The following is a 26,182-nucleotide window of genomic DNA, read 5'->3' as shown; positions in this document are numbered from 1 at the left end:
ATCCCGGCATCAAAGGCGAATTGCCGTTTTCAGAATCCGAAATCGCAGTTTCGATTTTCCTGCACCCGCATTTGCGCAGTTGTCGCCTAAGCCTTTTCTTCCGCAAAACTTGGACGAAATCTTACGGAGCAAAGCCAATGAAGTCGCGTACCAAAGTCGTTGTGATAGGTGGCGGCATCGCCGGATGTTCGACCCTCTATCATTTGACGCAAGAGGGGTGGACCGACGTGGTGCTGGTCGAACGGAACGAATTGACCTCGGGCACGACATGGCATTCGGCCGCGCAGGTGACGAACTTTGGCATGAACCAGACGATGGTGGGCCTGAAAACGCACTCAATCCAATTGTACAAGGAGTTAGCCGACGATCCGGATTATCCGATCAACTACCACCACGGGGATGGGGGGATACGCCTCGCCAACACCGAAGGCCAGATGCAGGGCTATCACCACTTTGCATCCATGGCGCGGGGTATGGATGTGCACTTCGAGGTGATTGACGCGGACGAATGCGCCCGCCGCCACCCTCTGATTTCAACCGACAACCTGATCGGCGGGCTGTGGGACCCGCTGGACGGCGATATTGACCCCGCTCAGTTGTGTCAGGCATTGGCGCGCCGGGCGCGCAAGGCAGGGGCAGAGGTTTATCGGAATACACCCGTGACTGGTCTGGTGCAGCACGCCGACGACACCTGGACTGTGCAGACCGAGCATGGTGACATCGATTGCGACATCGTGGTCAACGCCTGCGGATATCGCGTCAACGAAGTCGGTGCCATGATGGGCGTTCATCATCCTGTTTCGTCGATGGAGCACCAGTACTTCCTGACCGAAGAGATACAAGCGATACGCGACGCGGGTCACCGGATGCCGCTGCTGCGTTGTCCGATCAGCGACTATTATTGCCGGCAGGAAAAAAACGGCCTGTTGCTCGGGTTTTACGAACAGGACTGCAAAACCTGGGGTATGGACGGGATTGATCCGAACTTTGTGAACGCCCTTTGTCCCGACGATCTGGATCGCGTGACGGACGTGTTGGAGGGTGCATTCGCACGGATGCCAGCGCTGATGGAGGTTGGTATTCACACGGTGGTCAATGGGCCAATTACTTATACGATCGACGGGGCTCCGCTGGTGGGGCCAATCCCAGGCAAACGCAACGCTTTTTGTATCATCGGTCTGCGCGCAGGGCTGGGTGAAGGTGGCGGGCATGGGTGGTTGCTGGCCCAGCAGATCGTGCATGGCGAGGCTTGTTACGATACGTGGTGCCTCGACCCCCGGCGGTTCACTGGTCATGCAAATGTCGAATTGACCGCGCTCAAGGCCATCGAAGATTATCAAAACGAATTCCGGTTCCATTTTCCGCATGAACATCGCCCTGCAGGGCGTCCCGCCAAGACCACACCTCTGACGCCGGTGCTGGCGGCGGAAGGGGCCGAGTTCACCGTGGTCAACGGGTGGGAGAGGGTGGATTATATCAAACCCTCGCCGGAGTTTACGCCGACGCATAGTTTCGGTTTTGACGAAACATTTGACGTGATCGCCACTGAGGTTCGGAATGTGCAATCGGGTGTTGGACTGGCCGAGGTGAACGGGTTCAATCGGATCGAAATCACTGGAAATGACCGGCATGCTTTTCTGGACCGGATGTTCTGCGGGCTTGTGACCCGGCGCGAGGGGTGTGTTGGGCTAGGGTACCTGCTGAACCATCATGGTATGATCAAAGCCGAGGCTACGATCGCCAATCTATCGGCCAGCGATAGGGGGGAGGCGCGCGTCTGGTATGGCTCAGCCGCAGCAAGCGAATTTCATGACATGGATTGGCTACGCCAGCACATGCGACGCGATGAAGACGTTCATCTGCGCAGTTCGACAAATGACCAAACCATATTGGTGCTCGCTGGCCCGAAGGCGCGAAACGTCTTGTCGGCCTGCGCCCGAGGGGATTGGTCGGCTGAGGCTTTCCCGTGGCTCAATGTGCGCGAGTGCTTCGTTGGCATCGCTCCGGCTACGGTCATGAACCTCAGCTTTTCGGGTGAATTGGCCTATGAAATCCACGTGCCCAACGCCTCGCTCTACGCGGCCTATCTGGCGTTACGGCAAGCAGGTGAGGCGCACGAGTTGAAGGTGTTCGGGGCACGGGCGGTTGAATCGATGCGGATGGAGAAGAGCTTTCTTCATTGGAAAGCAGACCTGATCACCGAGTTCGATCCCTATGAAACAGGATTGGACAGGTTCGTCCGAATGAATAAGGGAGATTTTGTCGGGCGGAACGCTTTGTTAAATCGGCAATCGGAGAAGCTTCGCAAGAAGCTTGTCGTGCTCCAGGTTTCCTCGACCTTCGGTCCTGCACATCCTGGAGCGTCATTGATGCAGGGGGATAAGGTGGTTGGAACCGTCACATCGGGTGATTGGGGACATCGCACCGGGTTGAATCTGGCGCATGCATTTGTCGATCCCGCCTACGCGGATATCGGATGTGAAATGGATTTGGACAGTTGCGGTCAGGGTGTGCGCGTAACGGTCATTCCGTCGTGCCCATATGACCCGGGCTTTGACCGGATGAAGGCGTAACTGGAACTTTGGCATTGCCGCAAGAGTAAATCTTTGCTTGGCTAGTTTCGAGCAAATCGAAACAATGATTGGCACCCATGTCCAAATCGCTGAGCCTGAGATGGTTGGAAATCTTCCAATTGATCGCCAAATCCGGATCGATCCAACAGGTCGCGTCCGAAACGGGTTTGTCGATCAGCACGGTCTCGAACCACCTGCGCAGCTTGGAAAACACGCTTGGTATCGAGCTGGTCGATCATGGGCGCAGACCCATGGGCCTGACGCCCGCGGGCGAAGTCTTTGCGCGATATGTCCGCGACGGTTTGACTGTTCTGAAACGCGGCGAGGCCGAAATCCGAACGGGCAATTGGCAACATGCGACCGACCTGCGATTGGCGCTTATTGACGATTTCGACAACCAGATCGCGCCTGATATGGTCCGGTTTCTGGCGCAGGCATTGCCGCGTTGCAATTTTCGTCACTATACGCGTCCCAGCCACGAAATCCTCTCCAAGCTACAGGAACACAAACTGGATGTGGGCGTTGCCACTCGACCGCCTGGGCGAACCGAAGGATTGATTGAGTACCCGTTGATGCGGGACCCGTTTCTTGTCGTGCTGCCCAACAGTTTTGAAGGGTCGCCAGAAGAGTTGTTTCACCCGGACGCGGACTTACCCCTATTACGGTATTCGCGGGACTATGTGATCGGGAAGCAGATCGAGATTCAATTGGCACGCAGCAAGTTTAGCCTACCGAACAGGTTCGAACTGGAATGCAACCAGTCGATCATCGGTTTGGTGGCCCAGGGTAGCGGTTGGGCGATCACGACGGCCGCCTGTTTTCATCGGACCCAGCGGTTCCATAACAGTGTCAAAGCCATGCCGTTTCCCGGTAGAAATTTCGTGCGAACCGTGTCGCTGTTCACGACCGAAGTGTATCCCGTGACGACCTCGGAACTGATCCAGAAAGTTATGGTGAAACTGATCCGGCAACATTTCACTCGCCCAATGTGCGCCAAGCATCCTTGGCTAAAAAATGACTTCCGCACGATGGAGGGGGAGGCGGCTTAGCCCGGCGCAGGCTTACCAAGCGACGGTCGATTTACAATTCTCGTCGCCAGTTGTTCGCCAGTCCCTGCGGTTTGGTTTTCGACCATCTCAATCAATTGTAGGGCTGCTTTATGCCCCATTTCACGGTGGGGGACATGCACTGTGGTCAGAGCCGGGGAGACGATCCGGGCCAGTTCGATATCATCGAAGCCCGTGATCGAAACATCGCCGGGTACATCGAGCCCCATCTTTTGCGCCTGTCGCAAAGCACCAACGGCTAACACGTCATTACCACACAGGATTGCTGTCGGCGGCGTGGCGGCGTTCATCAGGTCGCTAAAGGCTTTGGCGCCGTTTTCGATTTCATACGACGTTTCGATAACGGTCAGATTGTTGGCCTGAAGCCCACGATCAGCGACTGCTTCTCGGATGCCCTGAACCCTGAGACGGGCGCGGTCATTTCCGTCAACGCGAGCCGAGATCACGCCGATCCGAGTGTGCCCCAACCCAATAACGTGACTGGCGAGGTCGAACATCGCCGCGCGATTGTCAAAGCCTACTGAAGGCAGTTTGGAGTCTGGCAGATAAGACCAGGCGACCAAAGCGGGAATATTCCGCTGGTCCAGAAAGTCATAGATCTCGGGATCGCGGTCATGCCCGATTAGCAGCAACCCGTCGGCCCCACGCGCAATCAAGGTCCGGATTTGCTCTTCTTCGATTTCCGGTTTGTAGGCCGAACTTGAAACCAAAAGCGTATAGCCGCGCTGGTGCAGTTCCTCCTGAAAGGCCTGAAGGCCCCGCGCAAAAATCGCGTTTTCCATGGTTGGAATGATCGCGCCGATGGTGAACGACCGCTTGGCGGCCATTACGCGGGCTGCAAAGTTTGGCGTGTACCCTAGCGCATCAACTGCGGACTGCACGCGTTCACGGGTCGCTTTGACCACCCGGTCCGGACTGTTGAGGCAGCGCGACACAGTGGCCGTCGAAACACCTGCCATTTTTGCCACATCATCCAGTGTCGGCGCCGACCGGGATTTCGCCATTTCCAAACTCGCAATTTGCTTTTGCTGATAACTCTAAACTCAACTGCGGTGAGAGGGAAGCAATTATGTAAGCGCTTGCATTTTGAATGTAAGCGCTTACAAATGACGTTGGGCCGAATCTGAAAAGGGAGTCCAAGAGATGTTTCTTGCTGCGTCCGCACTCGTGTTTGCCGTCTATTTTGCGAACGTGGCGTTGGGGGCTTTTGCAAACAGCGCCTTTCTTGGTGATGTCGGAGAGATGTTGGTTCTGTTCGCGGCGTCGATCCTGTTCGTTGTCGCAATTCTAAAAAAGGAAGCCGCTCGCGACGCAAAAAGCGATGGCTGATTTTTTGCTTGGGAGGGCACTAAATGAAAAACGATAGAAATGAACTGGCGTCCGTCGAACGTCGTAATTTCCTGAAGCTCAGCGCAAGTGGTTCATTCACTGCTGCGCTGGTTGCAGGTGCCGGTGGCGTCCTGTGGTCGTCCGAAGCTGTGGCGCAGACAGCCAAAGAAGAAAGCGAGCGTGAAAAGGCCGCCGATCATGTCATGACGGTCGCAACCGCATATGTGTTGGGCGCTTCGCGCAGCTATCCGATCATGCAGCTTGACCTGAAAGAAAACATCCAGAACGCAACAAACGGCAAAGTGTACGTCAAGCTTGCGCCTGGTGGTCAACTGGGTGCCGGTGGTGCCTTGGTGCAGAAGGTGCAGGGCGGGACGATTCAGGCGGCGCAGCATTCGCTGTCCAACTTCGCGCCGTTCGCGTCGACCGTTGACCTTATCAACATGCCCTATCTGTGCGGCTCGAACCAGCGGTTCACCAACCTTGTGCATTCCGACACATGGCAGAACGAAGTACACCCGAAAGTCGAGGCAGCCGGGTTCAAGGCACTGTTCTATGTAGTGATCGACCCGCGCGTCGTTGCCGTGCGTCAGGGTGGTAATGCCATCATCACGCCGGGTGACATGAGCGGCGTGAAGTTCCGCGTGCCCGGCTCGAAAATGCTGCAGCAGTACTACCGCATGGTCGGCGCGAACCCGACACCTGTTGCCTGGGGTGAGACCCCATCGGCGATCAAACAGGGTGTTGCGGATGCGCTCGATCCGTCGGTCGGAGCGCTGTATGTGTTTGGCTTCAAGGACATCCTCAGCCACGTGACCTTTACGCAGGCCGTTCCGGACAGTCAGGTTTATTCGTGTAACCTCGAATGGTTCAATTCGATGCCGCCGGACGTTCAGGAAGGCATCATGTGGGGTTCGGAAATGACCAGCCATCAGAACCTTTCCAAAGTTCCCTCGGCCCGTGCCTTTGCTATGGCCGAGCTGAACAAGGCCGGTGTGGAATTCCACTCGCTCAACGCGGATCAACTGGCTGAGTGGGAAAGCGTTGGCGGCTACCAAAACGCCGATTGGGATCCGTTCAAGACAGAGCTGGCCGGGTCGATGGACGCCTTTGAGAAACTGGTCGAGGCGGCCGGGACGCAGGGCAAGTACTACGTCCACGACGCATGACCTAAACCGGCGGGCGTCTTTTAGACGTCCGCAATCACTCAACAGCAGTCAGGCCTGAAAGGGCCCGAAACAGAAGGCCGCGCCTGACTGTTCTGTCGCCGAGGGAACACGATGACCTTACTCCGAAATATTGATCGCAACGCCGAGCGCTGGCTGCTGCTGGTGTTCTACGTGATGCTGGTCATCACCATGGCCATCGAGGTTCTGCGGCGCGAAATCTTCGCTTATTCCTCGATCTGGGGAGAAGAAATCGTCCGGTATTCCTTCATCTATCTGGCCTGGATCGGTGCTGCGGCGGCGGTCAAAGAGCGGGCCCATATCCGCATTGATGTAGTGATGCACTACCTCGGGCCGCGTCCCAAGGCGTTGCTTTACATCTTTGGCGATCTTGTAATGTTCGCCGTCGCTGTGATCGCGCTTTATTGGTCATATGAGGCGGTTCACGTCTCAGCCAAGTTCGGGTCAGTGACTGATGGCCTCCGGGTGTCCAAAGTCTGGTTCCTGATGGCGGTGCCGACCGGTTTTGCGCTGATGATCTGGCGCCTGATCCAATCGTTTATGCGTGACATCAAATCCCTTCGCGACGGCACGCCCGTCTTCGAAGGTGACAAGTTGTTTGACTGAGGGGATTTGAGATGCTCTGGAATACGCTCAATCAAACCGTAGAATTGGGCTGGGATTTTTACCTGCCCGTCATCCTATTCGTTGTTCTGATCGCCATGGCTGTTCCGGTTTGGGCGGCGATTGGTTCTGCTGCCATCGTGATGTTGGTCATGTCGGGCGATCTACCGCTGAGCCTGGTGGGCGAGAGCTTGTTTACCGGGATCGACGCCTTTGCCCTGACCGCCGTGCCGCTGTTTATCCTGACAGGTGACGTGCTGGTCCGTACCGGTTTGTCACGTAAATTCCTGGATGTGGCTGAGGCGCTGACTTGCTTCGCCAAAGGCGGGTTTGGCTCGGCCACCGTTCTGGTTTGCGGCATGTTCGCCGCCATTTCGGGGTCGGATGCCGCTGGCGCGGCCGCTGTCGGTCGCATGACCATCAACCGGCTGGTCGAAAGTGGATATCCGCGCCCCTACGCCTGCGCCTTGGTCGCGGCCGGGGCCTGTACCGGCATCCTGATCCCACCGTCGATTGCCTACATCATCATCGGTCTGGTGCTGGGGATTTCCGCGTCGACCCTATTCCTGGCTGCTCTGATTCCCGGTCTGGCCATTCTGGTTTCGATCCTGATCACCAACATCATCATGAACCGTCTGTACGCCTATGAGGGTGGCGGCTTGATGACGATGGGCGAGTGGCTGGCCAATTTGGGCAAGGCCCTGAAATCCGGCTGGTACGCCTTTATTGTGCCCGGGATTATCTTCTATGGCATCTTCTCGGGTCGCCTGACCCCAACCGAGGCGGGCGCTACTGCCGTGGTTGTCACCATCATCATGGGTTTCATCATGCGCACCCTGACACTGGCCGACTTTCCGTCGATGTTGGTCAGCTCAGCCAAGGTGAACGGGGTGATCCTGCCGATCATTGCCTTTTCGGCCCCCTTGGCCGAAGCGCTGGCGATCATGGGCGTGCCTCAGGGGTTCGTCGCCTCGATCACTTCGCTGACCGACGATCCGTACCTGCTGATCCTGCTGATGATCGGTATCCTGATTGCTGCGGGCTGCGTTATGGAAACGACCCCCAACATCGTGATACTCGCCCCGATCCTTAAACCGTTGGCCGATAACATCGGAATGAACGAAATTCAGTTCTGCATCATGATGATTACCGCGCTGGGTGTCGGGTTTATCACGCCGCCGCTTGGCCTGAACCTGTTCGTCGTATCTGGCATTACGGGTGAGTCCATTCTGAAGATTGCGGCCCGTGCTATTCCATTCGTATTAACAATGCTGATCGTAGTTCTTCTGATTGCTTACGTTCCGGCGGTTTCGACCACTTTGCTTCCTGAAATCTACCAATAGGACCTACTGAATATGCCTCGCGACTATCTGAAAAAGGCGACCCTGACGGCTCAATCTCATGCCACGGAAGTGCATGATACAGTGAAGACAATCCTTGCCGACATTGAGGCTGGCGGGGATGCCAAAGCGCTGGAATATGCGGTCAAGTTCGACAAGTTTGACGGCAACGTGTTGATGACCGCCGATGAGATCGAGGCCGCCTGCGCGCTTGTTCCCGAAAGGCTCAAGGCGGATATTCGGTTTGCTCACGACAACGTTCGCCGGTTTGCTGAAACGCAGAAATCCACGGTGTCTGACGTTGAGATGGAAATTGTCCCGGGCTTTATCGCCGGCCAAAAGGCCATCCCTGTGGACGCGGCTGGCTGCTATGTGCCCGGCGGGCGCTATAGCCATATTGCCAGCGCGATCATGACTGTCACTACGGCCAAGGTTGCCGGGTGCCGTCACATCACAGCCTGTTCGCCTCCGCGTCCAGGCGAAGGCGTGGCACCTGCGATTGTCTATGCAGCGCATATCTGCGGTGCAGACAGCATTCTGGCCATGGGCGGCGTGCAGGGCGTGGCCGCGATGACCTATGGTTTGTTTGGCCTGCCGCGTGCCAATATTCTGGTGGGCCCAGGCAATCAGTTTGTGGCCGAGGCTAAACGTATTCTATATGGCAAGGTTGGCATTGACATGATCGCCGGGCCGACGGACAGCCTGATCCTTGCGGACGGGTCTGCAGATGCGCATGTGGTGGCCACCGATTTGGTGAGCCAAGCGGAACACGGGTACAATTCTCCGGTTTGGTTGGTGACGGATGACCGGGACCTAGCGCAAAAAGTCATGGAGTTGGTGCCAGCACTGATCGAGGATCTGCCTGAACTCAACCGGGAAAACGCCTTTGCTGCGTGGCGCGATTATGCCGAAGTTATCGTCTGTTCAGATCGTGAAGAAATGGCGGCCTGTTCGGACGATTATGCGCCCGAACACCTGACCGTTCAGGCCGAGGACCTGGATTGGTGGCTGGGTCGGTTGACCTGCTATGGATCGCTGTTCCTGGGTGAAGAAACCACAGTGTCCTACGGTGACAAGGCGACCGGAACGAACCACGTTCTGCCGACATCCGGCGCGGCCAGCTATACCGGCGGTTTGAGCGTTCACAAGTACATGAAGATCGTCACATGGCAGCGCGCTACACGCGAAGGCTCGAAATCCATTGCCGAGGCGACCGCTCGTATTTCCCGGCTGGAAGGCATGGAAGGGCATGCGCGGGCTGCAGACGTGCGCCTTGCCAAATATTTCCCTGACGAACAGTTCAACCTGACCGCCGATGAATGATCCGCGCGCGTTGTTCGATCTGACCGGGCGTGTCGCTTGCGTGACCGGCGCAAGCTCGGGCCTTGGGCGTCGTGCAGCGCTTGTGTTGGCCTCAGCGGGTGCGTGCGTCGTCGGCGTCGCCCGTCGACCGGAAGCATTGGCAGAATTGCAAGCTGAAGGGGGCGACAACGTGGCCACAGTTGTTGCCGACGTGGCCGATCGGTCGCGCGTGGCATCGCTCGCCGAGGAAGTCGCAGCCAGTTTTGGCGCGCCGGACATCATCGTGCATGCGGCGGGTATCAACACGCGCGAAGTGGCAGATGACGTGACCACCGAAGGCTGGGACAAGACGCTTGAGCTGAACCTGAGCGCGCCGTTCTTCCTAAGCCAGGCAATGGTTCCTGCGATGAAAGCTCGGGGGTGGGGGCGGATCGTGAATTTCGCCTCGCTTCAGACCACGCGTGCTTTTCCGGGCGGTATTGCTTATGGGGCCAGCAAGGCCGGGGTCGGGCAACTGACGCGGGCCATGGCCGAGGCTTGGTCCGCTGACGGCATCAATGCAAATGCCATCGGGCCGGGGTTTTTCCCGACCGAACTGACGCAGGCTGTGTTCAATGACCTCGACCGGGCAACCCGTAACGCGGCGCAAACCTGCATGAACCGAAACGGGCAGATGGAGGATATCGATGGGCCGATCCTGTTCTTGTGCTCACCGGCGTCCAACTACGTCACAGGGCAAGTTTTGATGGTCGACGGAGGGTTTACAGCGAAATGAAAGCGCTTGTTTATCAGGGTGTTGAGCATTTGACCTATGAGGACGTACCAGATGCTGCGCCCGACATAGGTGAGCAATTGATCCGGGTCGAGGCTGTCGGGATTTGCGGCTCGGATATGCACGCCTATTTGGGTCACGACGCGCGCCGACCTGCACCACTTATTCTGGGCCACGAGGCCGCAGGGACGATTGTTGGAGGTCCACGCGACGGTACGCGCGTCACGATCAATCCTTTGGTCAACTGCGGTGTCTGCCCGGCGTGTGAGGCAGGGCGGGAAAACCTGTGTCCCAGCCGGCAGATCATCTCGATGCCACCGCGTGAAGGGGCTTTTGCTCAATATATTGCAATGCCGGATGCAAATCTGGTTGAGGTGCCGGACCACGTATCCTTTCAGCAGGCCGCCCTGGCAGAGCCATTGGCCGTTAGCTGGCACGCGGTTCGGTTGGGGCTTGAGGCGCTGCATCAGGGAATGGCGCGTGATGCGTTGGTGATAGGCGGCGGCGCGATTGGTGTGGCCGCAGCTTTGGCACTGGCGGCAGCTGACTTCGATGATGTTGTCATCGTTGAGCCGAATGACGTGCGGCGCGCCTATCTGCAAAGTTTGGGTTCTTTTAATGTGGTCGAAGCCACGGATGATACGTTCTCATTGGTTGTTGACGCGGTAGGGTATTCTGTAACCCGCGCAGCGGCGTCCCATCACGTTCATCCGGGCGGCGTTATCGTGCATGTTGGGTTGGGTGAGGATACGGGCGGTTTGGATATACGTCGTATGACCTTGCAGGAGATCACGTTTATCGGCACCTATACTTATACTGCCGATGATTTCCGAAAGACCGCGCAGGCGATATTCGATGGCCGTTTGGGTTCGTTGGACTGGATAGAGGAACGGACCTTGTCCGATGCTGCCGACGCCTTTCGCGATTTGCGGAAAGGTGCCGTGGCCGCACCCAAAATCATCCTCGCACCCTGGATCTAGTCCAGGCAGAAACGGAGGTATTCATGTACAAAAAAATTCTCGTCCCTATGGCGTTGGATCATGGGATTTCACCGCACACTTTGGAAATTGCCAAGGCCTTATCGGCTGAAGGGGCCGAGATTGTGGCCCTGCATGTCTACGAGATGCCTCAGGGCTCTGTCAGTGCCTATCTCGACAAGGATGTCGTCGCCGAAGGCTTTCGCGCGGCACGCACCTTGTTGCGGGAAAAAGTTTCGGGGCTTGAGGGCGTTCAGGCCGAGATTGTCAAAGGTCACACGGCCCGCACGGTGATCGACTTTGCGACACAAAACAAATTTGAATGCATCGTCATCGGTTCGCATGAACCGGGTGTCAGCGATTATTTTCTGGGATCGACCGCCTCGCGTGTCGTCCGTCATGCGCCTTGCGCCGTGCACGTGCACCGCGGGCTGTAACCCGTCAATCGCGCTAACTGCGCCCCATACAGGACTAACATATCGGACATGAACATAGACAAAAAGATCACCGACGATCTGGTGGCCAACGACATCTCATTCGTCACCACGGTTCCGTGCAAGCAATTGGCCGGCGTCATCGACGAAATCGACGCGCGTGAAGACATCTTTCACATTCCGTCGAACAAAGAGGATGAAGGCATGGGCCTGTGTGCCGGTGCCTGGATGGGCGGTAAACGCCCAGCGATCATCATGCAGAACACCGCCATCGGCGTAACCATCAACACGTTGGCGACGCTGATCCAGTATTACCGGATGCCTTTGCCCATGCTGATCTCATATCGTGGAGAGCTGCGCGAACCCGTCGCCTGCCAAGTCGAAATGGCAGTGCATACCAAGGCGCTTCTGGCACAGATGAACATCCCGACCTACCACTTCCATCATCAATCGGATGTCGAGGAGCTGGATGCGATCCTGAAATACACCTTTATGTGCAACAAGCCGGTTGCGATCCTGACCGACGCCAATTTCTGGGGAGGCTATGGCGACCAATGATCCGTTCTGAAATCCTGAAAGAAATTGCACCAATCCTGCGGGATCAATTGGTTGTCTGCAACATCGGCATCCCCAGTCAGGAGATGCATGCAATCGACGACCAACCTACCAATTTCTACATGCTGGGCACTATGGGTCTGGCCTCAAGTATTGGTCTGGGTCTGGCCTTGTCGCAACCAAAGCCGGTCATCGTAATCGATGGCGACGGGTCTATCCTGACCAACCTCGGAACCTTGCCGACCATCGCCAATAACGTGGCTGACAACTACATTCTGCTGATCGTCGATAACGGATCTTATGGGTCGACCGGGGATCAGCCGACTTATGCAGGTAAGAAGACGTCGCTGGCAGCCGTGGCGCAGGCATGTGGCTGCGAGAATGTGGTCGAGTGCCAGGCTGAAGACACTGGAGCCGCATTGCAGGCAGCGCTCGACAGCGGCCAAATGACAATCATCGTCAGCAAGTGCGAAAGCGGCAATGCCAAGATGCCGGTAATCACGATGGACCCAGTTGTGATCCGCGACCGCTTTATGAAGGCCGTCCAAGCGTCATAAAGAAGTCGACCTGCAGGTATTCAGCTTACGCCGTCCCGTTCGGGGCGGCGTTTCTTTGGTCGATTGCACCCCAATTTGATGCAGTTTCCTGAATGTGATATGACGCTACGTAAAGTGAATTTCAAAAACATTTTTAGAAGTTTCATCGCAAGGGGGGAAATTATGAAATTCAAATTGCTTGCGCAAAGCGTACTTTTCGGTGCGGGGCTGTTGATGGTTGGCCTAACGCCGGCGCAGTCTCAGACCCGCGAGGAAAGTCAGGGCATGGTTCTGCTGCGCGGTTTGCCGACGTTGGATACAAATCACAGCATCGCGATTGTCGAGCTGGATCCGGAATCCGACCAGTTCGGAGAGCTACTGAGTGAAGTTGAGCAGCCCGATATTCAGCATCCATTGCATCACCTCTACTACAGCCCGAATGGGCGTCTCTATTCGACCGGGTTGGACCCGTCCTGCAGTCTGGCTGAAATTGGACTGTCCCGCGATTCCAGCGGAACGCCGGTGATTGAGGGCTTTACCTGTCTGGATACCCAAGGGCAGATCGTTGGCGAGGACATCATGTGGGCCACGTCGAAGGGGCAGGAGTATATGTTCGTGACCTTCATGGGTGGCACTGGAGGCGATGATGGCGGCTCGGTCGGTGTTTTCGACACTCAGACCAACGAGGTGATCAAAATTATCGAAGCACGCCAAAGCCAAGTCGGCGAGGGTGAGCCATATATCATGTACCCACACGGGATATCTGCGTTTGACGACCGCATGGTGGTCACTTCGACGATACATCCCGATATGACGACTGGGGTGGGGAATGTGTTGACGATCATAGACCTCAACACGCTTGAACCCATCCAAAACATCGTGGTGGAAAACGAAAAGCCGTTGGATTTTCCGTCTTCACCTGTCGAGGTGCTGTTCGCACGACCTGACATGCATGCTGACATTGAACCGGCCATTCTGGCCAATACGATGTTCGGGTTCGAGACCTGGAAAATCCCCTATGACGCCGGTTCCAAAACCTTTGGTGAAGCCGAAGTCATATATAGTGGCGTGGCCAATGAAACCGCTGTTCCGCTGGAGTTCTATGGCACTGAAGATGAGCTGTTCATCTCTCATGGATTGCCGGGTGTCGTGAAGCGCTATGAATTGGCCGCACTGCCCGAGCTTGTGTCCAGCGGGCCGGACATCGTTGCCGATCCGGGTGCACATCACATGATCTTTTTCACGTCCGCTTCGGGCCGAGACCTGATCGCCGTTCAAAATAACCTGCTCAATCTGGGCAACGCGGCTGATGACGACCCAACGGATGTGGATTTTATTGCCGACCTGAACGCACACACGATCACGATCCATGATCTTGAGACGGGTGAACGTATCGCCGAGGTCAATTTCAAGGAGCGCTACAACAAAGGCGTGGACAACGTTGAAGGGCTGTTTGGTTCGGGTTTTGTGCACCACCATTAATGCTCTGGGGGCGTTATGCTTCGGGTGTTTTTGACAGCGGCCGTCGCCGTGGTGATCGCGGCGACGGCGTGGGTCTTCTGGGACCGCGCACGCGGGCCAACGGCGACGCCGATTGCTGGCTTCTCGGCGCCTTTTGTTTTCGGACGCTTTGCTGTGCCGCCGGACAACCCGCTGACGGAAGAGGCCTTTGCCCTTGGGCGGCACCTGTTCTACGACCCCATCCTGTCCGGCAACAATCAGGTCTCGTGCGCGACATGCCATATGCAGGCCCTTGCCTTCACTGATGGTCTGGCAAAGTCGCCCGCATTGTCTGGCGGAGAGCTGGAGTTCAGCTCCATGAGTTTGACCAACCTTCTTTGGGGGCAAGAGCGGTTCTTCTGGGACGGTCGCGCAACGTCGTTGGAAGCGCAGGCGTTGATGCCGATTCAACACCCGGACGAGATGGACCAGGACTTGGATGCGCTGATCACCGAACTGCAAGCATCCCGCGATTATCGACGGATGTTCCACAAGGCATACGGGGAAGTCAGCGCTGAAAACGTGGCCCGGGCATTGTCGACCTTCATGCGAATGCTGATTTCGTCGAATTCAAAATACGACAGGTTTCTGCGTGGCGAAGTGCGTTTGACCGCGCAGGAAGAACATGGTCGCAAACTATTCATGGCGCATCCGGACACCAAGGTTTCGTTACGTGGTGGGAACTGCATCGACTGCCACAGCCAGTTTTTGACTTCCGGGTTTCGGGACGCATTGGATGGGTTTTCTAACAATGGGCTGGATTCCGATGAAGACCTGCCGGATGGCCTGATGGCCGTGACCGGCAATCCGGCGCACAAAGGCTTCTTCAAAGTGCCGACACTGCGCAACATCGCAGTAACCGCGCCCTACATGCATGATGGTCGGTTCGAGACATTGGAAGAGGTCATGGATCACTACAATGACGGGATTGTCATCAGCGATACGCTCAGCCCTTTGATCCTTGAAGCCGACAATGCGCCAGAGGCCGGGCAAGACACTGTGGGCCTGCGGATGACGCACGGTGAGGTGCAGTCCATCATCGCGTTCCTGCACACGCTGACGGATGAGGGTTTTCTGACAAACACACAGTTTTCCAATCCTTTCGAAGGAGACGGCTGATGCGTATTTGGATGACGGGGCTTGCGATACTGTTGGCCATTGGCGGAGCGCTGATCTTTGCTCTTGGTCCTCAGCGCACTACGTCGATCACTTTGACCTTTCACGCGAAGATGGGTGACGATCCGTTGGTATTTGATGAGTTCGTGTACGAAAACCCCGGCGGGTCCGGCACGTTCAGGGTTCGTGACTTTCGGCTCTACCTCAGCAACCTGACGCTCTCGCAAGGTGGGGCACTGTTTGCTGAGCCTGACAGCTATCATCTGCTCCGGTTCGACAATCCGGAAACAACCCATTCGATCAGGCTGAACGACATTCCCCTGAGCAGCATTGAGCACATCCGTTTCATGATCGGCGTAGACCCAGAAGCCAATGGCTCGATCCAAGCGCGCGGGGATCTTGATCCCAACAGTCAAATGGCATGGAATTGGGAGGTCGGCTATAAATTCGTCGTGATGGAAGGAACGCTGCGGATTGGCGCAGAGGTCTCGCCGTTGGTCTATCACGTTGGGTTTTCGGAAAACGCGCGCGAGGTCTATATCCAGTTGCCACCGGATAACGCTGTTGAGGGCGATGTGGACCTGCACATGAACGTCGATGTTGCAAAGCTATTTGACGGGCCCACGCAAGTCGACCTGCGTAAGCTCTCATCAGTCAAATTCAACCGCGAAGACGCCGCCATGCTGGCCGACAATTACGCGGTCATGATCACCCCGTCGTTTAAGTGACTTTAGACCGGGTAAGGTTTGAAGGGCTAAAAGAGCCTCTCAGAATCGATAAGTCGCACCAATCATGGGGCCAGACTGTTCGAACGTGAAATCGTTGCCGTCAATCTCGTGATCGAAAGAGATATAGCGGTAACCGCCGCGGATCACCCACCTGTCGTTGATTTCATAATCCGCAGTCAGCAAGACCTGCCATGTTTTGCTGTCGCTGCTGAAGCCGCCGTAATCAAAAAAGCCAGTGCCAGACCACCTGTCGTTGAAAGCGACGCGGGCTCGAACGCCGATGACCGGGTCTGTCCAGCTTTCATCAACGTTGACGGACCGGCCGGGGGCTGTTCCCGGAAGAACGGTGAAATCGGTTTGTGTGCGAAACCAACGGAAGCCGCCGACCAGGTCCACGTAGGACGTATCTGTATTATAAGCCCGGTAGCCTACATAGCCGCTGAAAAATTGCGTTGTGAGAGAGGTTTCAAGACCAGAACTTGCCGGACCGGGCGTGTCATTGCTGAAAGAGACGTCCACATAGTTGTAGTCGGCCAATAGTGACCAGCGCCCGTTCGACGCACCAAAGACGCCCATGAACGCCAGATCGAGATTTTTTAGCGCGTCAGAGAAACTCAGCGTTCCATCAACGGTGCCGCGGGCTGTTTCCTGCGTAACCTCCGTTTCAGGCATGAACAGGTATATTGTTGCCTCATAGGACCAATCGGACTGCTGCGCCACAGCGGCAGTTGTCATTGGAATCCAGGTCGCCACGGCCCACGCAGCGGTTGTTATTGCCCTCTTAAAGACCATTTTGATCCTCCGTTTGTTCCAATTTGGCAATCTGATCTGATTGCTCACTCATTCAGCGGCTTCGCCAGACTGTTGAACGCGCGCACCGACACGGTTGATATCCGTTTCCGGAAAGAACTCGGACCAGACATGCCAGAATACACCGGCACGCAGGGTCTCGACGCGTTGCAGTTTTCCCTGATCCGACATCCCCCAGAAATCGCAGCGGGTGATGGGCTGGCCTTTGTCATTGTACCAAACGCCAAGGCTTTCGTACTTTGGATCCAGACTGACAACCACGTCACGCCCACCGACATTTGCGTTAATGATCCAATCATTTTCGACCACGAAGTCATCGGTCCAGCAGGCGGCATCATTGCCGATCGTGATCCCCCAGACATAGGTCTTGTTCGGCAACCGGTCGTCCGATCGGTCCATATTGTCCATGACGGGCGCATCTTCCTGATGCTGGCGCGAGATCCCCCAGCCAAACGTAATTTCCGTCACCATATCCAGCAGCCGCAAAAACGGGTTCGGCGAGGGCGTGTTCAGATACACCTCGCCATCGGGAAACGCTTTTTGAAATCCGCGGAACGTCATCCGATAAGTGGGCCAGGGCTGCATTTTTGCGTCAGGGCGCACAGGGCAGGCAGGTCCATCCGCGCCAGTATCGCGATCCGTCTCGCGAAACCCATAGATCTGCTGGATGGGTTCCCCGGTTTCGTTGTCCCGCAGGATCAGGTTGTTGCCATGTTGGGCCAGCACTTCAAGATCCAGCCGGTTGCCTTCGATACGGGGGGCATAGCCCTGCCCAAGGTTGGCCATCGCGCAAAAGGTCATGACGATATCTTCGCCACCCAGCCCGTCAGCATTGCCGGCCAAATGGGGTCGCATGATTTGCGCATCGGGATGCGCGCGGGCGTGACCATTGTTTTCAATAACGATGACCGGCGCGGTTGGGCCGATGAATTTTTGCGCCTCGGCAATAGGAAAGAAGGCCGCAGTGTTGAGTTGGTTCCTCAGCCCCAGATGGACCCACACATAGGGAAATCCATACAGAACAAGAACCAATAGCGTCGCGACCAGCCACAGCCAGAACGGGCCGCCGCCCAGAATGAAATGCGCAAGCGTAGCGACGGCAAATCCGCCCAAACCTACAGCAATCAGGCGGTACTCGTGCCGGATAAACCGGATCATGTTTTTGCGTTTAACCTTGAGCACCATTTGCGAAATGTCGCCAAGATCGCGGAAATAGACGAACCCGATTCCCAGTGAAACGACCAAACCCAGAGCGAAAATGATGTTTCCTGCCATATGTTTATCCTGATTTTGGGTTCCAATAGACCGCCTGCAGGAAAACCGCGGGCGGTCAGGAATTATTGCTGCGGTGACGCGCGTTTTATGAGAAACGCGTCGACGGCGAGTTGGGTTTCCGGACGAATATTCTCGATCCCCTCGTAAGGTACGCCATAGGCGGGTGCGGTGTCGGGGAATTTCTCTTTGCGGGCCATGTGGCGGCCAAGGATGCGTGCGAATTCCTGCCCGCCCCAGGCACCAACCTCTGTCGAGACCGAGTATTCTTCACGCGTGTCCCGGTAGAGATCAAAGAATTTTGCCAGAATAGCGCTTTCCCCCGGTCCCGGCAGTTTCAGCTTTAGCTGGTCTTTCACGACCGCCTCGGGCTTGTTCACCGAATAGACGATGACGTGATCGCGACGGGCCTTGGATTCGTCGGCAAACAGTAGGGCGGCAGACTGGTCCACTCCATCCACCAGTCTATCCCGCGGAATGTACTGATCTGCCCCGGCAAAGCGCGACAATGTCGTATAGAGGTCCGAGACATGGATGATGCTGTTGAGCAATCCGTCCGCCTCAATCATGCCGGGCCAGCGGATGAAAGCATCGACACGGATTCCGCCCTCAGTCGTGTCACCCTTGCCGCCAGAATAGATCAGCGGGGTGAATCCGGATTGCGGCGCGTATTTGGTGAAATGGCCATTGTCGCCCATGACCACAACCACAGTGTTTTCCGTCAGGCCCAGCTCTTCCAGTCGCGCGAACAAGTCGCCCAGCCACTGATCGAGCAACTGCATTTTATCCACATACAGACCGCCGTTCACGCTCTCTGGCCCCGACCGTCCGGCGCGGGTGTTGTCCAGCGGGATCATCGGCCAGTATTGCAGGAAAAACGGGTCTTCACCGCCTGCAAGACGGTCCAGTTCTTCCAGCGTCTTGTCCTGAAACGCCTGGTTCATCTCGTCGTATTTCGCTGCGTTCCAGCGCTCACCGGTTTCCATGCGGATTTCGCGGATCGGACCGCCGGCTTCCCCCTCGATAACTGTCATCATCGCGGCAGAGTCCGGTCTGAACCAACCGTCCAGCGTGTATTTGTCGTCATAGTCCTTGATCGCGACCGAGACCTGCTCCTTGATCGCGTCGTCGTTGAAGATGGTCAACTGACCTTGCTGATGGATGGCGTGCTGGGCATAATCAAAACCCTGATTCATCGCCCAGCTTTCAGCGATATCGCCCATGTGCCATTTGCCGACATGACTGGTAGCATAGCCCGCCTGTTTCAACACCTCAGCCAGCGTCACCTCATCGCTGGGCAAACCAAAGCCAGCGATATCCACGGTCGTATCGCCCATGCCCATTCGCACAGGCAAACGCCCGGTCATTTGCGCCACGCGGGTCGGCGTACACGAAGGCTCGGTGTACATCCGCACCATCCGCAGTGCCTGATCTGAGAAATCATTGATGTTCGGAGTCTCATATCCCCGAACGGCGTTAAGCTCGGGAATTCCCATGTCGCCAAAGCCCATATCATCGATCAAGACACTGATGATGTTCGGGGGGGTTCCCCCATTGCTTTCCCGAAACGCAGCCAGTGCTTCGTTAACGGCCTCGTCGTCCTGGGCCCATTGCGATCCAAGCTGTGCTTGAAGGATATAGAATTCCGCATCGTGTTGAATTGGGTTTTCCTGCGCTTCAGCTGATAAGGCGGCAAAGCCCATCGACAACACAAAAACACACTGCAATTTCATTCTAATCTCCCCTTCAGAATGCCGACTCCACAGCGCAGGCTGTTTGTCATATTGAAACATTATTATATTTGCTGTTGAAACGCTACGCTGCAAAAGCCGGGTGGAGGCTACCTCTCGATTTCTTGGGAAAGTCCGTCATACGCCGGCCGTATGCCACGTGTCTTTGCGGTTGACGGGAGGAACCCCGGAAGGTTGCGCAAAACCACGCGAAATGTACGAGCGCAGCGGCGTGGGTGAACGGCGTGTTTCTGTTTGTCAAACACTTGGCCCGAACACCGACCATCCGGTTGCGCGGACCAGCTCCTGAAATGCAATGCTTGCCAGATGAGAGTTGCCTTTTGCGTCCAGTCCCGGGCTCCAGGCTGTGACGGCTGCGATGCCTGGAACAATACACAGGATGCCACCGCCGACACCGCTTTTGGCAGGAAGTCCGACGCGGAATGCAAACTCGCCCGAGGCGTCATAAGATCCGCACATCATCATCAGTGCGGTTACTCTCCGCGCGCGCTGAGCGGACAGAACGGTTGAACCATCTGCCGGGTTCTGCCCAGCGGCGGCCAGATAACGGCCCGCAACCGCCAACTGAAGACACGACATGGCGATGCTGCATTGGCGGAAATACAGCGACAGAACATCCTCGACCTGCGCTTTTAGGTTTCCCTCGGCTTTCATGAAATGCGCAAGTGCCCGGTTTCTGGACCCTGTCCGCATCTCAGATTCTGCAACGGCCTTGTCCACTTGAATGGACTGATCCTCTGCGAGCGTTCGGCACAGATTCAGTACGTCGTTGACCGCCTCATCAGAACTTCGGTCTTCAAGCAGAACGTCGGCCACGACAATGGCGCCGGGGTTAATAAACGGGTTTCTGGGAATTCCGCGTTCATGTTCGAGCTGGACGATGGAATTGAACGGATCGCCTGAAGGCTCTCGGCCTACCCGCTGCCAAAGGGTCGCGCCCACATGTTGCAGGGCCTCTGTCAGGGAAAAAACCTTGGAAATGCTTTGAATGGAAAACAGCGTGTCCGCATTTCCGGCCGAAACAGGCGCGCCGTCAATGGGTGCGACAGCGATGCCGAACTGGTTCAGGTCAACGCTGGCAAGTTCGGGAATATATTGGGCGACCTTCCCGCGTTCCGACATGCCGGCAACGCGATCGGCGATGTCATCCAAAATGACCTGCAATTCACCGGTTTCAATCACGCTGGGTCTCGGCATATGCCTCCTCCGTCCAGACCGAGTGATCAACGCCCTTGTCAAATTCAGGGAATTTGCTTGCCACAAAGCGGGGCTCAAGATTCTGTCTGCGCTGTGCGAAATAGTCCACGGTCAGTTTGTACACCGTGCCCGACAGCAGCACGATGGCGACCAGGTTGATGGTTGCCATTACACCCATGGCTGCGTCTGCAAAATTGAACACTGTGCTGACCGCTTGCACAGCGCCCCAGACGACCATGGCAAGACAACCCAGGCGCAAAATGTAGATGGGCACTTTGCCTTCCAGCTTCAGAAACGTCATTGCGTTTTCTGCGTATGAGTAATTGCCCAATATCGACGTAAAGCCAAAAAACACGATTGCGATTGCGATAAAATGGCGACCGATCTCACCCAGATGGACCGCTGCCGCATCCTGAGTTAACCGCATACCGGTGGCTCCGTCCGGTTCGATGGCGCCAGACAGCAGGATCAGCAATGCGGTCGCGGTGGCGACCAGTATCGTATCCACGAAACAACCAAACGCCTGAACCAAACCCTGGCTCGACGGGTGGTGCGGAGCCGGTGTGGCAACAGCTGCGATATTGGGGGCCGAGCCCATGCCAGCTTCGTTTGAAAACAACCCGCGCTTGATACCATTGAGCGCTGCTGCCATCACGCCACCTGTGACGCCGCCTGCGGCTTCCTGAAGGCCAAAGGCTCCTGCAACGATAGACCACAGCATTGCAGGCACCTGTGGCAGGTTCAGGACAACGACAACACAGGCCAGCAACAGGTAAAGCCCGGCCATGAGCGGCACGACGATTTCGGCAAATCGCGCAATGGTTCGGATGCCACCAAAGATGACCACAGCAGCGGCAGCCGCCAGCGCCAGACCAGCAATCAATTTGTTCAACCCGAACGCGCCTTCGAACGCCTCAGCGATTGAGTTGGATTGGACGGCGACAAAAACCAGGCCGAAACTGACGATCAGGCAGATCGAAAAGATCACGCCGGCCCAGCGCGCGTTCAGGGCATTGGCCATGTAAAAAGCAGGACCGCCACGGAACCGCCCGTTTGAAGACGTGACCTTGTAAAGTTGCGCAAGAGTGCTTTCGGAATAGGCCGTGGCCATCCCGACCAAGGCTACGATCCACATCCAGAAAATTGCGCCGGGGCCACCCAGGGTCAAAGCCACGGCGACACCGGCCAGGTTTCCGGTGCCAACGCGTGACGCCAGACTAACGGTCAGTGCCTGAAACGGTGTAATTCCGCGTTTGTCAGTGGATTTGGACGAGGTAAGGACGCGGATCATCTCGCCGAAATGTAGAAACTGCAGCGCACCCAGACGAATGGTGAAAAATATGCCGACGCCGAGCAATCCGTAGATCAGGACGTAGTTCCAAAGAATAGAGTTAATGCCGTTAACAATTGCTTCCATCGTCCGCCTCCTGAGAACTTAGACCGTTCGAAAAAGCAGCTAAAATACGATGCTTATTCGTCCATCATGCACGAAGGGAGGGTTGTCGAGTCAAGCTTCAAACCCGAAAATCGGCGAAACGTCCCGAGATATACAATTGATTTAACGATGAGAATTCATTCGGATGACGTCTTTTTGCGCGGCTTCAACTACAGACTGACCTGCGTGTTCCGAAGGTTGTAAGCGCGCTGCGAAAAGCGCATTCGGGGCGCAGGCCGTCCCGAATGCCATAGTCATAGAAGCGTCCAGATGAAGTGTGCTTTGCCTATTCAGCGGCCATCTGTGCCGAAGGTGTCGACATCGAAATCACGCGCTCGTCTTCGGTCATATCTTCTTCGATCCCGTCGAAAAGTGGTGTGGAGAGATAGCGCTCGCCCGTGTCTGGCAACATCACCAGAAAAACGGATCCCTGTGGCGCTTGCTCGGCCACTTTCATAGCAACAGCAAGCGTCGAGCCACCAGATATTCCCGTAAAAATCCCTTCTTCCGACGCCAGCCGTCTGGACCATTCAATCCCCTCGGCACCGGGGACAGGGATCAATTCATCATAGTAATCCTTGTCGATCGCCTCTTGCAGAACCCATGGGATAAAGTCTGGGGTCCAACCTTGGATCGGATGTGGCTCAAAATTCGGATGGCTTTCGGTGGGCTGGTGACCCTCGTTGCGGGTGTTTGTGTAACCCGATGACACAATCGCTGCGTTGGAGGGTTCTGTCAGGATGATTTTCGTGTCGGGGCGCTCTGCCCGAAGAACGCGTGCAACCCCGGAAACGGTCCCGCCGGTGCCATAGCCGGTGACCCAATAGTCCAGCCGCTCACCTTCGAAATCTGCCATGATTTCTCGAGCAGTGGTGTTCTCGTGAATGTCGGCATTCGCTGACGTCTCGAACTGGCTGGCCAGAAACCATCCATTCTGTTCGGCTAGTTCCTTGGCCTTGATATACATGCCAAAGCCCTTTTGGGCCCGCGGCGTCAGCACGACCTTTGCGCCGAGAAAGCGCATCAGCTTGCGACGCTCGACCGAAAAGCTGTCGGCCATGGTCAACACCAGGGGATACCCTTTGGCAGCACACACCATCGCAAGGCCGATCCCGGTGTTGCCGGATGTGGCCTCGACCACAGTCTGGCCGGGCTTCAGCCGCCCGTCACGTTCCGCCGCCTCGATAATGTTCAGCGCTAAACGATCCTTGACCGAAGCTGCAGGATTGAAAGCCTCGAATTTCACATAGACCGTCACATGCGACGGCGCGATCTTGTTGATCCGAATGCAGGGCGTGTCACCTACGGTATCGAGAACACTGTCATAAAGCCGTTTGCGTCCCTCAGTCTGCCGAATTCCCATGGCAATATCCCTCTCTTGGTTGGAAAAATTCGTGCTAGTTTATACCAATTTCGCTGCTTCAGCGCTTTAAACATTTGTCTTGGGAATGACCGATGGGGTCACACGCTGGACCGCCAGTTCCGGATGCCCATAAGCTTCGGGATACGCCATGGGAACAAACGGGCCTGCGGGAATAACACCATTCCAGCTTCGGCCGAAGTACCCTTGCCGACAGTGATCCAGTGAACTGCTTGTTGCCACCTCGGGCAGGTTATGGACGCGACAAAGCCAGCGCCAGAGGTGCGGGTAATCAAGGATCTTGGCGCCGTTCAGCTTCATGCGCAGGTAGTAAACCGGGTCGTGGCGGTAGAGCGTCGGGAAAAGGCGCAGATCGGCTTCTGTAAATCGGTCCCCGGTTAGAAAAGGTCTGCCATCGCTGGCCAAGCGATCTTCCAGTTGCGCCAATGCTTTGAAGTAAGTTCCGAAACTGGCGACATAGACGTTTTGATCAGACGAGAACCCGGCCTTGTATGCCCCGTTGTTGATGGCGACGTAGATTTGCACGTTCAGTTCGTCAATTTCAGCTCGGATCGCAGGATCATCCGGGTATAGGTTGGGCCGGTTGCCTTCATTAGAGGAGCTGCCCAGCAGCGCCGCATTGCCATTCAGCATTCGAATGATCTCGGCGCTTTCATTGTTGACGATACGGCCGGCCATTTTGTCATACAGGATCGGAACTGAACGTTCTTCTGAGCCTTCATCCCGGTAGATTTCGCGAACCAACCTGAAACCTTGTCCCGTTACGGTTTCCAAGGTGCATTCAGGCAACGTCGCCCCAGTTGCGGAAGCAACAAGCTCGGGGGCGAACTGCCAGTTGTTCGGCCCCTCTGGGTCGTCTTCTGTGGTGCGATTGGGAAAGGCCACATCCATCGAAATGCTACCCTGCAGTCCCAATATGTTGCGGGCAAGCGTCACCCGATGACACCATGGGCAATTCAGCGCAACAAACAGGTGATAGCGCCCCGGTTCAGCCGGGAACTCTGGATCGCCGATAGCATGTCGGAATCCACTGACGCCGCGCACGAACTCTCCTCGTGCGCGGCGTTCTGAGGCATGGGCCTGATCTTCCTGTTTGGAATGGTCGGTCATGCGTGGCCTTATCCTCTTAGGCGGTGGTGCAGGATGATTGGAACCGCAAGGTCTTCCTCATCGCTCAGGTGGCGTTTCAGAAAGGCCTCGATGGCCTCCGAGGTGTCGCGCAGAGATCCAACTTCGGATCGGGCCTGAGCCTCATCCAATTGAATGAGCTTGATCACACGATTGGCCGTCCGTGTGTATTGGTCAAGGGCCAGATCGAGATCGGCATGGTCCTTTTCCAAAACCTTTAGTCCGCAAGCAAGGTCACCGCCCACTCATTCACTGCTCCCAGTTCACAGGCCGAGATTGGCAGACGTTTTTGTGGCAACACAATCTGGAACCCAGAATGAGCTAACGCGCCAACCGTCACGACAACGCCGAACGCATGAGGGACCTGCCCTTGTGGTATTGGGAAAATGCCCAGCGGGATGATACCTCCGCCAGGATGTTGAGGACAGGCGAGAGGATCGCGGTTTATTCCTCGTTCAGGGTCAGGGTGACCCGATCTCCGGCAAATACGGTTCGCCCAAATTCAACCGGCAGACCATTGGGATCAGCGTTTATGCCGACGGAATACAGAACAGGCGCACCTTCTGTCAGTCGCAGGTGCAGGGCCTGTGTTGCCGTCGCCGCGCGCGCATTCAGGCGCGTTGAGATGCGGGTGTAATCCTTAACACCGCAGTGCTGCAAAGCCTTCGTTACCGATTCTGTCTCGGATAGCGCCTCAAGAATGCCGGGCAAGCGGTCCGCGGGAAAGACACTTTGGAACAGCCCGATTGGCTGCCCATCCGCCAGAGACAGTCCGTCATATACGTGTACCTGGTCGCCTGAAGCGATCTCCAGGGCCTCTGCTTCTGTTTCATCTGCGGCGCGCGTTGTGAGCGTAAGTATCTTTTTGCCAGGAATCTTACCGCTGGCCGAGATGCTCTTGTGGTATCGGACGCGCTTGCCGATGGCATAATCGGTCGGACGGGCCGCGACAAAGACACCGGCGCCGCGACGGGCATGCACCAGACCTTGGTCCGCCAGATCCGACAACGCGCGCCGTACCGTATGGCGGTTGACCCCGTGTTTTGCCGCCAGTTGTGCCTCGGTCGGCAGCCGGTCGCCGGTGTTGTACCGACCTTCCGCAATGTCGGATGTCAGGTTCAGGGCGATGCTTTTCCAGACAGGTGTTTTTCTCATGTCATCAAATCTTCACAAGGTTGCGGATTGCCAG

General features: G+C 56.3%; 25 protein-coding genes. 15 read left to right on the top strand and 10 right to left on the bottom strand.

The genetic code is table 11. The features are described from left to right. Positions 1-137 precede the first annotated feature (137 nt). A complete protein-coding gene (locus AC2FIB_RS15895) occupies positions 138-2,573 on the top strand; it encodes a GcvT family protein (RefSeq protein ID WP_496735303.1) in 2,436 nt (811 codons plus the stop codon). 77 nt (positions 2,574-2,650) lie between these two features. Then, positions 2,651-3,622: a LysR family transcriptional regulator gene (locus tag AC2FIB_RS15890; RefSeq protein ID WP_496707022.1), complete on the top strand. Its 972-nt coding sequence runs from the start codon at positions 2,651-2,653 to the stop codon at positions 3,620-3,622. Here AC2FIB_RS15890 and AC2FIB_RS15885 read toward each other — a convergent pair. Beyond that, on the bottom strand, positions 3,619-4,644 hold the full coding sequence (locus tag AC2FIB_RS15885) for a LacI family DNA-binding transcriptional regulator (protein ID WP_496735304.1): 1,026 nt from the start codon (positions 4,642-4,644) through the stop codon (positions 3,619-3,621). The genes AC2FIB_RS15890 and AC2FIB_RS15885 overlap by 4 nt on opposite strands. 139 nt (positions 4,645-4,783) lie before the next feature. Between AC2FIB_RS15885 and AC2FIB_RS15880 the strand changes: the two genes are divergently transcribed. From AC2FIB_RS15880 to AC2FIB_RS15820, 13 genes are all read left to right on the top strand, one after another. Further along, complete coding sequence (locus AC2FIB_RS15880) at positions 4,784-4,969, top strand: hypothetical protein (protein WP_058275418.1); 186 nt, start codon at positions 4,784-4,786, stop codon at positions 4,967-4,969. 23 nt (positions 4,970-4,992) lie between these two features. After that, positions 4,993-6,138, top strand: coding sequence for a TRAP transporter substrate-binding protein (locus AC2FIB_RS15875; RefSeq protein ID WP_058275419.1), 1,146 nt, complete (start codon positions 4,993-4,995; stop codon positions 6,136-6,138). A gap of 111 nt (positions 6,139-6,249) precedes the next feature. After that, positions 6,250-6,762 (top strand): TRAP transporter small permease, encoded by a 513-nt coding sequence (locus AC2FIB_RS15870; RefSeq protein ID WP_058275420.1) that lies wholly within the window; start codon positions 6,250-6,252, stop codon positions 6,760-6,762. Between the two features lie 11 nt (positions 6,763-6,773). Next, positions 6,774-8,102, top strand: a complete 1,329-nt coding sequence (locus AC2FIB_RS15865) for a TRAP transporter large permease (RefSeq protein WP_058275421.1) — start codon at positions 6,774-6,776, stop codon at positions 8,100-8,102. Between the two features lie 12 nt (positions 8,103-8,114). Next, positions 8,115-9,422 carry a histidinol dehydrogenase gene (gene hisD / locus AC2FIB_RS15860; RefSeq protein ID WP_496735306.1) on the top strand — a complete coding sequence of 436 codons (1,308 nt, stop codon included), beginning with the start codon at positions 8,115-8,117 and terminating at the stop codon, positions 9,420-9,422. Beyond that, positions 9,415-10,176, top strand: coding sequence for an SDR family NAD(P)-dependent oxidoreductase (locus AC2FIB_RS15855; RefSeq protein ID WP_496842374.1), 762 nt, complete (start codon positions 9,415-9,417; stop codon positions 10,174-10,176). The genes hisD and AC2FIB_RS15855 overlap by 8 nt, the downstream gene beginning before the upstream one ends. Then, positions 10,173-11,153 (top strand): zinc-dependent alcohol dehydrogenase, encoded by a 981-nt coding sequence (locus AC2FIB_RS15850; RefSeq protein WP_496735310.1) that lies wholly within the window; start codon positions 10,173-10,175, stop codon positions 11,151-11,153. Before AC2FIB_RS15855 ends, AC2FIB_RS15850 begins: the two co-directional genes overlap by 4 nt. A gap of 23 nt (positions 11,154-11,176) precedes the next feature. Continuing rightward, entirely contained in the window at positions 11,177-11,587 is a 411-nt protein-coding gene (locus tag AC2FIB_RS15845; protein WP_496735311.1) for a universal stress protein, read from the top strand. A 48-nt stretch (positions 11,588-11,635) separates the two neighbouring features. After that, positions 11,636-12,142 carry a sulfopyruvate decarboxylase subunit alpha gene (comD, locus tag AC2FIB_RS15840; protein WP_282152681.1) on the top strand — a complete coding sequence of 169 codons (507 nt, stop codon included), beginning with the start codon at positions 11,636-11,638 and terminating at the stop codon, positions 12,140-12,142. Continuing rightward, positions 12,139-12,696, top strand: a complete 558-nt coding sequence (comE, locus tag AC2FIB_RS15835; protein ID WP_496735313.1) for a sulfopyruvate decarboxylase subunit beta — start codon at positions 12,139-12,141, stop codon at positions 12,694-12,696. Before comD ends, comE begins: the two co-directional genes overlap by 4 nt. A 162-nt stretch (positions 12,697-12,858) precedes the next feature. After that, positions 12,859-14,157, top strand: coding sequence for a hypothetical protein (locus tag AC2FIB_RS15830; protein WP_496735315.1), 1,299 nt, complete (start codon positions 12,859-12,861; stop codon positions 14,155-14,157). Positions 14,158-14,172: 15 nt separating this feature from the next. Further along, the gene (locus AC2FIB_RS15825) at positions 14,173-15,294 is read left to right on the top strand and encodes a cytochrome-c peroxidase (protein ID WP_496735317.1); all 1,122 of its coding nucleotides are present in this window, start codon (positions 14,173-14,175) and stop codon (positions 15,292-15,294) included. Next, a complete protein-coding gene (locus AC2FIB_RS15820) occupies positions 15,294-16,019 on the top strand; it encodes an MbnP family protein (RefSeq protein WP_496735318.1) in 726 nt (241 codons plus the stop codon). Before AC2FIB_RS15825 ends, AC2FIB_RS15820 begins: the two co-directional genes overlap by 1 nt. Positions 16,020-16,058: 39 nt before the next feature. On the opposite strand, the gene AC2FIB_RS15815 is transcribed toward AC2FIB_RS15820, so the two are convergent. The 9 genes from AC2FIB_RS15815 to phnF all read right to left on the bottom strand — a co-directional run bounded on the left by AC2FIB_RS15815 (position 16,059) and on the right by phnF (position 26,148). Next, entirely contained in the window at positions 16,059-16,811 is a 753-nt protein-coding gene (locus AC2FIB_RS15815; protein WP_496842371.1) for an outer membrane protein, read from the bottom strand. A gap of 48 nt (positions 16,812-16,859) precedes the next feature. Beyond that, complete coding sequence (locus tag AC2FIB_RS15810) at positions 16,860-18,104, bottom strand: DUF3179 domain-containing (seleno)protein (protein ID WP_496842370.1); 1,245 nt, start codon at positions 18,102-18,104, stop codon at positions 16,860-16,862. Between the two features lie 62 nt (positions 18,105-18,166). Beyond that, entirely contained in the window at positions 18,167-19,834 is a 1,668-nt protein-coding gene (locus tag AC2FIB_RS15805) for a sulfatase-like hydrolase/transferase (protein ID WP_496842369.1), read from the bottom strand. Between the two features lie 255 nt (positions 19,835-20,089). Continuing rightward, a complete protein-coding gene (locus AC2FIB_RS15800) occupies positions 20,090-21,049 on the bottom strand; it encodes a glutaminase (protein WP_496735326.1) in 960 nt (319 codons plus the stop codon). Next, complete coding sequence (locus AC2FIB_RS15795) at positions 21,027-22,466, bottom strand: alanine/glycine:cation symporter family protein (RefSeq protein ID WP_496735328.1); 1,440 nt, start codon at positions 22,464-22,466, stop codon at positions 21,027-21,029. Before AC2FIB_RS15795 ends, AC2FIB_RS15800 begins: the two co-directional genes overlap by 23 nt. A 304-nt stretch (positions 22,467-22,770) precedes the next feature. Beyond that, positions 22,771-23,847 (bottom strand): cysteine synthase A, encoded by a 1,077-nt coding sequence (gene cysK / locus AC2FIB_RS15790; protein WP_496842368.1) that lies wholly within the window; start codon positions 23,845-23,847, stop codon positions 22,771-22,773. A gap of 66 nt (positions 23,848-23,913) precedes the next feature. Next, positions 23,914-24,975 carry a glutathione S-transferase C-terminal domain-containing protein gene (locus AC2FIB_RS15785; protein ID WP_496842366.1) on the bottom strand — a complete coding sequence of 354 codons (1,062 nt, stop codon included), beginning with the start codon at positions 24,973-24,975 and terminating at the stop codon, positions 23,914-23,916. Positions 24,976-24,983: 8 nt separating this feature from the next. Further along, complete coding sequence (locus AC2FIB_RS15780; RefSeq protein ID WP_496735332.1) at positions 24,984-25,238, bottom strand: hypothetical protein; 255 nt, start codon at positions 25,236-25,238, stop codon at positions 24,984-24,986. Positions 25,239-25,437: 199 nt separating this feature from the next. Further along, on the bottom strand, positions 25,438-26,148 hold the full coding sequence (gene phnF, locus AC2FIB_RS15775) for a phosphonate metabolism transcriptional regulator PhnF (RefSeq protein WP_496842365.1): 711 nt from the start codon (positions 26,146-26,148) through the stop codon (positions 25,438-25,440). Positions 26,149-26,182 lie beyond the last annotated feature (34 nt).

The sequence above is a fragment of the Ruegeria sp. YTSA072 genome (genome assembly GCF_059610285.1).
The sequence above is the reverse complement of the archived record's forward strand: the minus strand, read 5'-3'. Positions and strand labels throughout refer to the sequence as shown.